This is a genomic window from Collinsella sp. TM09-10AT (genome assembly GCF_003436275.1).
In the GTDB taxonomy this organism is placed as follows: domain Bacteria; phylum Actinomycetota; class Coriobacteriia; order Coriobacteriales; family Coriobacteriaceae; genus Collinsella.
The window spans coordinates 50,984-63,566 of sequence record NZ_QSOP01000002.1 but is presented as its reverse complement, the minus strand read 5'-3'; the positions used below and the strand labels follow the sequence as shown (position 1 = coordinate 63,566).

The 12,583-nt window shown below is 60.2% G+C and carries 10 protein-coding genes; 4 read left to right on the top strand and 6 right to left on the bottom strand.

What is annotated here, in order from left to right:
* Positions 1-41: 41 nt before the first annotated feature.
* Positions 42-1,007, bottom strand: coding sequence for a choloylglycine hydrolase (bsh, locus tag DXD77_RS01245; RefSeq protein ID WP_117629622.1), 966 nt, complete (start codon positions 1,005-1,007; stop codon positions 42-44).
* 131 nt (positions 1,008-1,138) lie between these two features.
* Positions 1,139-1,558: a peptide deformylase gene (locus tag DXD77_RS01240; RefSeq protein ID WP_117647429.1), complete on the bottom strand. Its 420-nt coding sequence runs from the start codon at positions 1,556-1,558 to the stop codon at positions 1,139-1,141.
* A 193-nt stretch (positions 1,559-1,751) separates the two neighbouring features.
* On the opposite strand from DXD77_RS01240, the gene DXD77_RS01235 reads away from it, so the two are divergent.
* The 4 genes from DXD77_RS01235 to DXD77_RS01220 all read left to right on the top strand — a co-directional run bounded on the left by DXD77_RS01235 (position 1,752) and on the right by DXD77_RS01220 (position 7,878).
* Positions 1,752-3,065, top strand: a complete 1,314-nt coding sequence (locus tag DXD77_RS01235) for an NCS2 family permease (RefSeq protein ID WP_117647427.1) — start codon at positions 1,752-1,754, stop codon at positions 3,063-3,065.
* A 207-nt stretch (positions 3,066-3,272) separates the two neighbouring features.
* Positions 3,273-5,045, top strand: a complete 1,773-nt coding sequence (locus tag DXD77_RS01230) for a carbohydrate-binding domain-containing protein (RefSeq protein ID WP_158549065.1) — start codon at positions 3,273-3,275, stop codon at positions 5,043-5,045.
* 271 nt (positions 5,046-5,316) lie between these two features.
* Positions 5,317-7,005, top strand: coding sequence for a hypothetical protein (locus tag DXD77_RS01225; protein ID WP_117647425.1), 1,689 nt, complete (start codon positions 5,317-5,319; stop codon positions 7,003-7,005).
* Positions 7,006-7,212: 207 nt separating this feature from the next.
* Entirely contained in the window at positions 7,213-7,878 is a 666-nt protein-coding gene (locus tag DXD77_RS01220) for an alpha/beta hydrolase (RefSeq protein ID WP_117647423.1), read from the top strand.
* 61 nt (positions 7,879-7,939) lie between these two features.
* On the opposite strand, the gene DXD77_RS01215 is transcribed toward DXD77_RS01220, so the two are convergent.
* The 4 genes from DXD77_RS01215 to DXD77_RS01200 all read right to left on the bottom strand — a co-directional run bounded on the left by DXD77_RS01215 (position 7,940) and on the right by DXD77_RS01200 (position 12,502).
* Entirely contained in the window at positions 7,940-9,274 is a 1,335-nt protein-coding gene (locus tag DXD77_RS01215) for a uracil-xanthine permease family protein (RefSeq protein ID WP_117647422.1), read from the bottom strand.
* A gap of 123 nt (positions 9,275-9,397) precedes the next feature.
* The gene (locus tag DXD77_RS01210; RefSeq protein WP_233506682.1) at positions 9,398-10,531 is read right to left on the bottom strand and encodes a 5-methyltetrahydropteroyltriglutamate--homocysteine S-methyltransferase; all 1,134 of its coding nucleotides are present in this window, start codon (positions 10,529-10,531) and stop codon (positions 9,398-9,400) included.
* A gap of 155 nt (positions 10,532-10,686) precedes the next feature.
* Complete coding sequence (locus DXD77_RS01205) at positions 10,687-11,583, bottom strand: LysR family transcriptional regulator (RefSeq protein ID WP_117563541.1); 897 nt, start codon at positions 11,581-11,583, stop codon at positions 10,687-10,689.
* 10 nt (positions 11,584-11,593) lie between these two features.
* Positions 11,594-12,502 (bottom strand): HAD-IIB family hydrolase, encoded by a 909-nt coding sequence (locus DXD77_RS01200; RefSeq protein ID WP_158549063.1) that lies wholly within the window; start codon positions 12,500-12,502, stop codon positions 11,594-11,596.
* Positions 12,503-12,583 lie beyond the last annotated feature (81 nt).

Sequence of the window (12,583 nt, the reverse complement as noted above, 5' to 3'; positions counted from 1 at the left end):
AAGAGGTGCGAGGCCGTTTTATGTCGCAACGGACCAGTGAGCTACGAACGACGCGGCTCGGGAACCACGAGCCTATCGGGGCTCGCGCCCTCGGCATCCATCAGGCTCACGTAACGAATCGACGGATCCCCATACATCGCGTAGTAATAATTGCCCGTGCGCGCGCTAAAGCATCCGGTATAGATAGTCTTCTCGAACTTGCCATCGCCCATCCTGGACGCCCCCTCAATCATCACCACGCCCTCGAGCGAGCGGAACATGCGAACGACGTTTTCGGTCTCGCTCTCCTTTTGCGGGTAATTGGCATTGAGGTACGCCGCCTTTACAAAACGGCTCGGCGAATAGCAATCGCCCGGAATGCCGCGCATGCCGGCACCGGCTCCATAGGGCTTAAGCTCGGCGCCACGCCATGTCGCCGTCTGCGGAAAATCGCTTGTGGCGGTGATATAGGTGCGCAGGTTTTCCATGTGCCACGGGAAGGTCGGCTGGTTGGCAAGGGTGTCGACCGGATCGTCGTATACATGCAGGCCGTCAGCCATCATCTCGACCACGATGCTGCGCTGGCTGTCGCCGATAATCCAATGGAGCAGCGACACGCCCAGCCCCTCTCCGGCAGATTTGGCGACAATCACCGTGTCGCGCAGCGCGGCCTCGACCTCATCGACCGTCGAGAACGTCGCTGCCACCCACAGGGGAAACTCATAGGCCGCGATATTGTTCTTGCCGTCGACAGGGCCCTCGGCATACTCGGCATAGCCGGGAAAGTTGAGCCCCGCCACAGCCAGACCCGCATCGTTACCACAGTCGAAAAACATGGGATAGTTCTTGTAATCGATGCACATGCCGATTACCGCGTGTGCCGCCGACGCATCGTCGATAAACGAATACGGAATGTGGAACCCGCGCGGCATCACGCGAACCTGTTGGCCGTAGTCAAAGCTCCAGTCGAGGTTGCGGCCCAGATACATGTGGCCAGAATTATCGGTAAATCGAATGCTCGTGCACATAGCGCCTCCTAGCTTTACGGTCCTGCTAAGGTTATTGTCACCAAACAAAAAGGCGCTAAACACAAAAGCCCAGACATGACAACAATGTCACGCCCGGACCAAAAGAGACGAAGTGCGGTGCTTTGGTCCCCTTAGACCAACTTTCCAAGACAGTGGTCGATCATATGCTGGACCATCTGCGCCTCAAAGCCCGCGTAGTCGCGGCGGCACTCCTTCATCTTGCCGTCGACGATCTGGTCAAAGGCAACCTTGCACTTGATGTAGCGTGTGGACTTGGTGACCTCCTCGTGCGTCAGGCAGCTCTCCTCCATCTTGCTGGCGCCCAGGCCAAACACCAGACGGGGGTTGTAGAGCACGTGGGGCTCGCCGGCATCGTCCAGGTAGACGCAGACCTTCTTGGTAACGCCAATCTGATTGGCGGCCAAGCAGCCGGCATCATCGAGCGACTTGATGGTATCAATCAGATCCTGAGCGACCGATTCGTCCTCGACAGTCGCAACCTCGCAACGCTGAGACAGGATAGCCTCGTCGCGGCAGAGCTCTTTAATCATACGTTCCTCCATAGGGGTCGTTGTAACCGCTTAAGTATACGGTACCTACACAATTTCATGCGAAAGATACCGCCCGTCCGTTACAAACCGCCGAACATCAACATGTGAGGAACACCAACTTCACAAAGGCGATATAGTGGGTGAGTTCGTGTCAATCGGCCTAAACTCGGGGCCGAACAAGGAAAGGGTATGCATGGACGAACTATTTCACGTCAGTGAGCGCAAGTCCACAATCGGGACCGAACTTCGCGCTGGACTGACAACATTCCTGGCGATGGCCTACATCATCGCCGTCAACCCCGCGGTACTCTCGGGCGCTGGCATCGATGCGGGAGCGCTCGCCTGCGCCACCTGCCTGGGCGCCGGCATCATGACCATCTGCATGGGCATCTTCGCAAACCGCCCGCTCGCCTGCGCGTCGGGCCTGGGCATCAACGCCATGATCGCGGGCATCGCCACCACCATGTGCGGCGGCGACTGGCACGTGGCCATGAGCGTTATCTTCCTCGAGGGCATCGTCATCTTGCTGCTCGTCCTGTGCGGCCTGCGCGAGGCCATCATGGACGCCATCCCCGTGGTCCTGCGCCACGCCATCTCGGTGGGTCTGGGCCTGTTTATCGCCATGATCGGCCTGTGCGACGCCGGCATCATCACCGCTGGCGCCGGTACGCTTGTCGGCCTGGGCGACATCACCTCCCCCACCTTTATTGTCGGCATCATCTCCATCGTCGTGACGGTCGCCCTGGCTTCCCGCAACGTGCCGGGCTCGCTGCTCATCGGCATCATCGTCGCCGTTATCGCCGGTATCCCGCTGGGCGTCACTCATGCGCCCGAGGGCCTCATCGCACCGCTCGACTTCTCGACCTTTGGCGCCCCGTTTGCCAGCACCGCCGATGGCAACATGGCCATCGTGAAGGTTCTGACCGACCCGATGCTGCTCGTCGTGGCCTTCTCGCTGCTCATGAGTGACTTCTTCGACACCATGGGCACCGCGATGGCCGTCGCCAAGCAGGGCGAGTTCCTGACCGAGGACGGCAATGTCGAGGACATCCGTCCCATCCTGGTCGTCGACTCCGTGGCCGCTGCTGCCGGTGGCTTTATGGGCGTCTCCTCCATCACCACTTTCGTCGAGTCCACGTCCGGCGCTGCCGACGGTGGCCGCACGGGTCTCACCTCCGTCACCACCGGCGTGCTGTTCATCCTCGCCGCGTTCTTCTCCCCCATCGTCACCATCGTTTCCAGCGCCGCCACCTGCGGTGCTCTGGTCTACGTCGGCTACCTCATGATGAGCGAGGCCTCCGAGATCGACTGGTCCGACGTGTCGCAAGGTTTCCCGGCGTTCATGATTGTCGCCGGCGTGCCCTTCACTTACTCCATCTCTGCCGGCATTGGCCTGGGCTTTATCGCCTACGTGATCGTCGCGCTCTTTAAGGGCGAGGCCTTCAAGATCAAGCCGCTCATGTGGATCGCAGCACTTGCCTTCCTCGTCTACTTCTTTGTAGCGTAGGCGCAAGATTTGCAATACCAAACAGCAAAGCGCGGGGGCGCATCGAGCGGCTCCGCGCTTTGCTTTTAAAGCCAGGCGCCACACGGACGCGCGATGTATTGCTTCGCAAGTTTTGGACGTTTTGCTCTCCAAACGGCACTACCGCCGGCTACATCCTGCAGATATGCTGGGCGTAATCGCATAGGCCCTATGAGGATGGGAGTAACCATGGCCGCCTTGTTCACGACCCCCAAGCGCAATGACAAAACCTCTGGAGCCCATTTTGTCGAGCCCGACGTGCGCCGTCGCACGCTGCTCGCACACGGCAGCTGGCGCCGCGTGACACGCCGCATCGTTGTAGGCGCCGTATGCGCGCTCACGGTAAGTTCGCTGCTCATGCCGAGCGTCTCGCTCGCGGCCGAGTGGGTGGACGTCGGCGGCACCCAATACAACGCCGGCACCGCGGCGGGCGACGCCGCCGGCACCTGGAGCTGGGACGGCGCCAACGACATGAAGCTCAACGGCTATAACGGCGGCGCGATCGAGGCAGCGGGCAAGCTCAACGTGAGCTACGAGGGCAACAACACCGTCACTAACGACAACGGCCGCGGCATCAAGGTTAAGGATGGCGCGAACGAGAACGCCGAGCTTAATATTCAGGGCGACGCGTCCAGCACGCTCAACGTGACATCTTCTCGTGACGCCATCACTTCCGTCGGCAACATCAACATCGACGGCGCTGGCACTGTCAACGCCACGAGCACCGAGCACGATGCCATCGATGCCGGGGGCGATGTCACCATCAAGGGCTCGGGAAACGTTAACGCCACGGGCGATTCGGATGGCATCAGGGCCGACGGCAACATCACGATCGACAACAGCGGAACCGTCACCGCCAAGGCCACCGAGGATCAGGGTATCGATGCTAACGAGAACCTCATCATAAAGGGCGGCGGCAAGGTAGAGGCAAGCTCTATCAAAGACAATGCGATTTGGGCCGACGGCAACATCGAGATCTCGGGTGGCAGCCAGGTCAAGGCAAGCTCCGAGGAAGACGCCGCCATCGACGGTAAAAACAGCCTCACGGTCACGAACGCTTCCCTCAACGCAAGTGGCGTTGGGTATGGCATCTATGTCTACAAGGGCATCACGCTCGATGGCGCGACCGTGACGGTCCGCGCAAGCTCAGATGGCGGGGAAGCCAGCGCACTCTTCACCGATGAGGACGACATCGTCATCAAGAACGGCTCGACTGTGGATGCGCTCGCAGAAGGCAGGTTCTCGGTTGCAATCTCCACCAGTAATTTCTACTCCGACGAAGCGGGTGGCCATATCTACATCAGCGACTCCGTTGTCAAGGCCATAGCCCGCTATGCCGAGACCGGCGGCGACGGCCCCGACCACTACAGTGGAGACCAAAACGACGAAATCATCCCTGAGTCCGAGGGCCTGAACATCGGCATCTTCGCGCAGACCGAGAAGGGCATCACGCCCGCGACCATCTCGATCGTCCGCAGCAAGGTCACGGCCGAGGGAGACACGGCGGCTATCTTCGCCCTTGCCATGAGCGCGGACGGCAAGGCGATCGGCACCATCGAAATCAAGGACGCCATCATCCAGACGCCTGCAGGCGGCAAAGTCATTGACTATCGCAACAAGGAAGAGCTCAGCGACGGCATCGTCTACGAGGCGGGGCAGACCATTGGCACGGGCGATGCCACGATTGACTCCCCCTATGACGCCGCTGTCGCCAAGAGCACGGTCATCGTGCCTCCCGAGGAGACCAAGCCCGAGGAAAAGCACGGCAAGACCAAGCCCGAGGGTTCCAAGTCCGAGGGCACGAAGACAACCAAGACCGTTGCAGTTGCAGCCAAGGGAGCCAAGACCGTCGGCAAGCTCGCGGCAACCGGCGACACCTCGAACACAGCCATCGTGGCAGCCGCCCTTGCGGGAACAGCCGCCATCGCCGCAGGCGCCCTGGCGAGTCGCAAACGTTCGTAAACACTTTTTCGCACAGGACGGGTGGATCGCAGCCCTTGCCTTCCCCGTCTACTTCTTCGTAGCGTAAGGGCAAGGCTGCAAAAGCTGAACAATAAAGCGCGGAGTCGCCATGCGGCCCCGCGCTTTTCTTTTAGCGTCAGTCCCTGCGCCGGCGTGCGGCCTATTTCTCCCCCATTTTGGCCATTTTGCCCTCCAAACGGCACTACCGCCGGCAACATCCAGCAGATACGCTGAACCTAGCCGTATAGGCCCTATGAGAACGGGAGCAACCATGGCAGCCTTGTTCACGACCCCCAAACGCAATGACACTACCGCCGGAACCCATGTTGCCGAACCCGACGTTCGCCGTCGCATAGGACTCGCGCACGGCAGCTGGCGCCGCGTGACGCGCCGCATCGTCGTAGGCGCCGTGTGCGCGCTCACGGTGAGCTCGCTGCTCATGCCGAGCGTCTCGCTCGCGGCGGAATGGGTCAAGGTCGGCGAAACCAAATACAACGCCGGCACTGCGGCGGGCGACGAGACCGGCACCTGGTCGTGGGACGGCGCCGACGACTTGAAGCTCAACAACTATAACGGCGGCGAGATCCAGGCCGCAGGCAAGCTCAACGTGAATTACTCGGGAAACAACATCGTCACTGCCGACTGGATCGAAGGCATCAAGGCTTCTCATGGCAAGAATGAGAACGCCGAGCTCAATATCCAAGGCGACGCGGGCAGCGCGCTCAGCGTGACATCTACTGAGGACGCTATCCTCTCCACGGGTAATATCAACATCGACGGAGCCGGATCCGTCAACGCCACGGGCGCATCGGATGGCATCAGGGCAAACGGCAATATCACGATTGACGACAGCGGAGCCGTCACCGCCAGGGCTACCAAGGACAAGGGTATTGGAACCGACAAGAACCTCACCATAAAGGGTGGCGGGGCAGTCGAGGCAAGCTCAGCCGATGGTGAGGCCCTTTGGAGCGGCGGCAATATCAACATCTCGGACGGCAGCCAGGTCAAGGCAAGCTCCGAGAAAGACGCTGCCATCGAGGCCAAGGGCAGCCTCGCAGCCACAAACGCCTCCCTCAACGTAAACGGTGTTGAATATGGCGTCTATGCCCACAAGGGCATCACCCTCGATCATGCAAACGTGACGGTCCGTGCAAGTAAAGGCAGATACGGTGGCGCCATCGCCCTCTTCACCTACCAGGACGACATCGTCGTCAAGAACGGCTCCACCGTGGACGCGTTTGCGGAAGGCGAGGTTTCGGCTGCATTCTCCACCAGAAACGATCGACCCAACGAGAAGGGTGGCCACATCTACATCAGCGACTCCGTTGTCAAGGCCATAGCCCGCTATGTCGAGAACGGCGACGGCCCCATCCCCTACAGCGAAAACCAAGATGGCGAGACGAGGCGCGAACCCCAAGGCGAGAACATCGGCATCATCGCCCAGACCAGCGAGGGCGTCACACCCGCAGTCATCTCGATCATCCGCAGCAAGGTAACGGTCGAAGGAGATACAGCGGCAATCTTTGCCCGTGCCATGAGCGCTGACGGCAAGACAATCGGCACCATCAAGATTGAGAACGCCGCCATCCAGACGCCCGAAGGCGGCAAGGTCATTGACTATCGCAAGCTCCGTGACGGCATCTACGAAGCAGGCCAAGCCATCGGCACGGGCGACGCCACGGTCGACTCCCTCTATATCAAAGCAGTCGCCAAAAGCACGACCATCGCACCTCCCGAGGTAGCCAAGCCGGAAGACCCCAAGCCCGACGAGACCAAGCAGAACCCCAAGCCTGAGGGCTCAAAGCCGACCAAGGCCGTTGCGGCTTCAACCACGAAAGCCAAGACTACCGGCGTGCTCGCGGCAACCGGCGACACCTCGGGTGCGGCCATCGTGGCAACCGTCCTTGCGGGAACAGCCGCTATCGCCGCAGGCACCATGGCGAGCCGTAAGCGCTCTTAGACGCCTCTGCGCACATGGCAGCTCCCGCGAAGGCCCCGAGCCCCAGCACCGTTTAACAACGCCACCGCCGAGCTCCCCTCCGGCGGTGGCGTTTTCCATATGCGTCCGCAGGGGATGCACGAGATTGTCTTTGGTCTAGCCCAACCGGCATACGCTGGCGTGCGACAATTGGGGCTGCCGATATCACAACACTGAGAGAAGCCCGTCATGGAAGCGCATCAAAAGCAGATAACCGTTCATGCACAGCATGCCGAAAGCGCACCAGTCATCTATCTTCCCGTGGTCATGGGCGACGGCACGGAGGTTTATGAACGCTGCCGAGAGCTCGACTGCCCGCCGTTCACCCTTGTCGCCATTGGAGGGCTCGATTGGAATCACGAGCTGAGCCCCTGGGAATGCGACGGAACTATACGAGATGCCGAGCCCTTTGGCGGACAGGCTGCTGGTTTTCTTGACGAGTTGTTGAAGCAGATAATCCCAGAGGCCGAATCATCGCTCCCGCAACCGCCCGCCTGGCGCGGCGTTGCCGGCTACTCCTTGGCGGGTCTTTTTGCACTGTGGGCACTTTGGCAAACAGATGTCTTTGAGCGCGCGGCAAGTGCATCGGGGTCGCTGTGGTTCCCCGGCTTTATCGACTACGCGCGCGAGCGCACGATGACAGCTACGCCCGACGCCGTCTATCTGTCGCTCGGTAAAAAGGAGACCAAGACTCCCAACCGCATGATGCGGCACGTACTCGACGATACGCGCGCAATGGAAAAGCTGCTCGGCGAACGTGGTATTCCCACGACGCTGGAGCTCAACCCCGGCAATCACTTTTCCCAGACCGACTTGCGCATGGCCCGCGGCATCCACTGGATACTGACGCATTAAAAATGGTGCCCACGCGCATATACGCATGGGCACCATATCTTGTTTTAGCTGGACGCAGTTGTTACTCAGCAGCCTCCTCAAGCTCGGAGACGTCAAACTCAAAGTCGTTACCCGGCAGGATGGCGTTGAGCACGATGCCCACCAGCGAGCCCACGGCAAGGCCGGAAAGCGAAATCGTCACGCCGCCCAGCTCAAGCACGATGGCGCCGGCGGTGCTGTACGCAATGCCGAGCGAAAGCACGAGCACCAGGGCGGCCACCAGCACGTTGCGGTTGTTTTGGAAATCGACCTGGTTCTCGATGAGGTTGCGGACGCCCACGGCGCTGATCATGCCATAGAGCACGAGCGACACGCCGCCGATTACACACGCCGGCATGGCCGCAATGACAGCCGCGAACTTGGGGCAGAACGAGAGCGCAATGGCACAACATGCGGCAATGCGAATCACGCGCGGGTCAAACACACGCGTTAGGGCAAGCACACCGGTGTTCTCGCCATAGGTGGTGTTAGCCGGAGCGCCAAAGAGCGATGCGAGAATGGTCGCCAGGCCGTCGCCAAGCAGCGTGCGATGCAGGCCAGGATCGGCGATGTAGTTACGCTCGCAAGTGGAGCCGATAGCCGAGATGTCACCGATATGCTCGATCATGGTCGCAAAGGCCAGCGGCATAATGGTGATGATGGCCGTCGTGGCAAGACCGCTATCGAACTGCGGGCCAAAGAGCGCAAACACGGTGTTATCCCACACGACGGGCAAGCCAACCCAGGGAGCGGCTGCGACGCCCGAGAAATCAACCTCGCCGAGCGCAGTCGCAACGGCATAGCTCACCACAACGCCCAGCAGAATCGGCACGATCTTGACCATGCCACGGCCCCAGATGTTGCAGATGACGATCACCGCCACAGCGACAACGGCAACAAGCCAATTGGTCTGGCAGTTGGCGATGGCAGAGCTTGCCAAGATCAGGCCGATGGAAATGACGATGGGGCCAGTCACTACCGGCGGGAAGAAGCGCATAACGCGCTTGGCACCAAACGCGCGAAACAGGGCCGCCAGCACCGGATAGAGCAGGCCGGCACAGGCTACACCTAGGCAGGCGTAGGGCAAAAGCTCGGCCTCGCCGTTGGGCGCGATGGCGGCATAGCCCGCGATAAAGGCAAACGAAGATCCCAAAAACGCTGGCACCTTGCCGCGCGATAGGAAGTGGAAGAGCAGCGTGCCCAGGCCGGCAAACAAAAGGGTCGCCGACACCGAGAGACCGGTGAGCACGGGTACGAGCACCGTGGCACCGAACATCGCGAATAGATGCTGCAGACCGAGTAGGAACATGCGCGGGCGACCGAGCGACGACGCATCGTAGATGGCATCGGCGACGGCGGGCGTCGAGGATTGGGACATGGATGTCCTTTCATAATGGAAGGGCGCTCGGGCATATCGGATTACCTGCCCGAACGATACGATCCGAACCATTGTACGCGATGCATGCCGCTCCGACCACGACGCCCCCTGCGAACGGCAGCACTACTTCCAGATGCGCTCGGCGATGCGTTTGACCAGGGCGATCTTTGCCCACTGCTCGTCCTCGGTCAGCTTGTTGCCAATCTCGCAGCTGGCAAAGCCGCACTGGGGAGACAGATACAGGTTCTCGAGCGGCACGTACTTTGCGGCTTCGCGGATGCGCTCGACGATAACATCCTCGTTCTCGAGCTCTGCCGCCTTGGTGGTCACCAAGCCCAGCACGACCTTCTTGCCGGGAGCAACGTACTTGAGCGGCTCAAAACCGCCGGCGCGCGGCGTATCGAACTCCAGGTAGAATGCGTCGACATCCTCATGTGCAAACAGGTACGGCGCGATGGGGTCATAGCCGCCCTCGAAAGCATAGGTAGAGTGGTAGTTGCCGCGGCACACGTGCGTGTTAATGACGAGGTCGTCGGGCTTGTCCTCGATGGCGGCGTTGTTGAGCGCCACGCCCAGCTCGCTCACCCTTTGCAGGTCAACCGGGCTCATGCCAGTCTTGGACACAAAGTCGGTATCGCAGTAGATGCCCCAGGTGCAGTCATCAAACTGGATGTTGCGGCAGCCCGCGGCATACAGGTCAGCAATCACGGTGCGGTATGCTGCGGCAATGGCATCGACGAGTTCTTCGTCGGTCTTGTAGACGGCGTGCAGACTCTCCTGCTGGCCATCGCAGCGGTCGAGTGTGACTTCGGAGAACGTCTGGATCGGCGCCGGAATGGTCTGGCGCGCGACCTGGCCCTCTCCCTCGAGCGACTTGATAAATTTGAAGTGCTCGACGAACGGATGATTCTCACCGCTAATGGGACCGGTTACCACGGCGGTGTCGGCGGTAGTCTCCTCATCGTGGAACATGTAGCCCGTGCGCGAGGCGCGGCGCTCAATGCCGTTGAGGCCCCACATAAAATCGAGGTGCCAGTAGCTGCGGCGGAACTCGCCATCGGTAATCACCTGCAGGCCGGCAGCCTTCTGCTTGGCCACTAAGTCGCGGATGGCCTCGTCCTCGACGGCCTTAAGGCCGGAAGCGTCGAGTTTACCCGCGACATAGGCGGCACGGGCGTCCTTTACAGCCTGCGGACGAAGAAAACTGCCGACGATATCGGCACGAAACGGCGCGTTCGGTTGAATCGAAGTGCTCATAGATATCTCCCTTTGCATTGGTTGCTTTACTGGGACAGAGTATGAGCGCTCATATGGACATCGTAAAATATGCGTTTATATCAGTTTGATATAGATGCTTCCTATATTAGTTGGGACTGCCATAAAGAGATTTGACCCGTGCAGAACGCAGCAGTCTAGATGTGCTGACGAATCGCTTCGATATAGGCCTGCCCGTAGCGCGTAAGTGTCGTGTTCTTGCGCGTGATGATGCCGATCTCCATGTACTCGTCTACATCGAGCGGAATGGAGATAATGCCGGGGCCGTTAAGTTCATGGCTGATCACGCCCGAACACACCGTGTAACCGTTAAGGCCCATAGCTAGGTTGAACAGCGTCGCACGGTCGCGCACGCGGATATTCTTGCGGCGCTCAAAGGTCGAGGTCAGCTCCTCGGAATAGTAAAACGAGTTGTAGCTGCCCTGCTCATAGGACAGGAACGGGTAGTCTTCCAAGTCCTCGAGCGTCACACTCGAGCGACCCGCCAGCGGATGGTCGGAGCACACAAAGACATGCGGCGTAGCGCAGAAGAGTCCTTCGAATACGAGCTCGTTGGCCGCCAGCATGCGCTCGATGACCTCGCGATTGTGCTCCGACAGATACAGGATGCCGAGCTCGCTTTTCATATGCGCGACGTCCTCGATAATCTCGTGGGTCTGCTCCTCGCGCAGGGTAAAGTCGTAGCGCGCGGCATCGAACTCGCGGATCACATCGACAAATGCATTAACGGCAAAGGAATAATGCTGGCAGCTCACACTAAAGTGCGGCACCTGCTCGGACGTGCCTTTGTACTTGCCCTCGAGCAGGTCGGCCTGGTCGAGCACCTGGCGCGCGTAGCCCAAGAAGGTCTCGCCTTCCTCGGACACAATGACGCCCTTGTTGGTGCGCTCAAAGATGTGTACACCCATCTCGTTTTCGAGATCGCGAATTGACGCGGTAATCGAAGGCTGCGACACAAAGAGCCGGCGCGAGGCCTCGGTGATGCTGCCGCATTCGGCAACTTTGACGACATATCTGAGCTGCTGGAGCTTCATGGCTTTCTCCCTAGACGTTCGTGACGTCGAAACCCGTCGCGTCCATCTGACGCATAAACGACGGCATCTCCCCCGTCGCGGCGCAGGCGGCAATCTGATGCAGAGCCCCGGCAACCGCATCATCTGCCGCAGCGCCGATATGCCAGCGCGCGGCAGCCGTGACGGCCTCGTTGGCATTGGCGACTGCAACGGAATTGGGAACGGCATCGATCATGGGCAAATCGTTATCGGAATCGCCGAATACGGCCACCTCGTCGGGCGTCAGGCCCAAAGCGCGCGCCAGCTCCAGCGCAGCACAGCCCTTGTCCCAGCCGGTCGGAAGAACGTCGAACAGGCGCACGCGGTTGTTGGGAAACACGAGCGAGAGCTCCGGCACCTCGGCGGCAACACGCTCGCGCAGCTCGGCGAGCTCCTCGCGCGAACGGGCACTCCAGATATTCGCCTTGTATACCGGGGCATCGTCAACGACAGGGCGACAGGGAGCCTCTTCGCCCTTGAGCCACGCGTTGCCGCCTGACTCCATGGCGCGACGCACACGCTCGGGATCGCTTGTCACGCAATAGGCGTCGTTGTCCCAAAAGTCATCACCCAGACGGTAGACCTTCAAATAGGTATCGTCGGTCTCTTGCTCCAGGTAGTCGGCCAGGCGCATAAGGGCATCGTTATCAGTTGCGCGCGAGGCAACCGCCTCGCCATCGACAAACATCACCTGGCCGTTGCAAAACGCACCGGTCGAGAAGCACTCGGAGCGATTGCGGAACATCCAGCTCATCGCGGACGGCTGGCGACCCGAAACCGGGCCAAAATGCAGGCCCGCCGCCTGCATGGCATGAATGCCCTCGATGGCGCAGTCGCTGGCGCCATCGTGTCCAGCAGGAATCAGCGTATCGTCCATATCGGTCAGAACAAGTTTGATCATAAGGTCCCCTCGGTCATTCTTTATCCCGTCTATTGTAACGACCTGCCAATAAGGGACAGGTTTATCTTGGCAGGTTTTATC

Bases quoted from the DNA above. Each gene is read 5' to 3' on its own strand.
- bsh (WP_117629622.1), bottom strand. From the start codon at position 1,007: ATGTGCACGAGCATTCGATTTACCGATAATTCTGGCCACATGTATCTG.
- DXD77_RS01240 (WP_117647429.1), bottom strand. From the start codon at position 1,558: ATGATTAAAGAGCTCTGCCGCGACGAGGCTATCCTGTCTCAGCGTTGC.
- DXD77_RS01235 (WP_117647427.1), top strand. From the start codon at position 1,752: ATGGACGAACTATTTCACGTCAGTGAGCGCAAGTCCACAATCGGGACC.
- DXD77_RS01230 (WP_158549065.1), top strand. From the start codon at position 3,273: ATGGCCGCCTTGTTCACGACCCCCAAGCGCAATGACAAAACCTCTGGA.
- DXD77_RS01225 (WP_117647425.1), top strand. From the start codon at position 5,317: ATGGCAGCCTTGTTCACGACCCCCAAACGCAATGACACTACCGCCGGA.
- DXD77_RS01220 (WP_117647423.1), top strand. From the start codon at position 7,213: ATGGAAGCGCATCAAAAGCAGATAACCGTTCATGCACAGCATGCCGAA.
- DXD77_RS01215 (WP_117647422.1), bottom strand. From the start codon at position 9,274: ATGTCCCAATCCTCGACGCCCGCCGTCGCCGATGCCATCTACGATGCG.
- DXD77_RS01210 (WP_233506682.1), bottom strand. From the start codon at position 10,531: ATGAGCACTTCGATTCAACCGAACGCGCCGTTTCGTGCCGATATCGTC.
- DXD77_RS01205 (WP_117563541.1), bottom strand. From the start codon at position 11,583: ATGAAGCTCCAGCAGCTCAGATATGTCGTCAAAGTTGCCGAATGCGGC.
- DXD77_RS01200 (WP_158549063.1), bottom strand. From the start codon at position 12,502: ATGATCAAACTTGTTCTGACCGATATGGACGATACGCTGATTCCTGCT.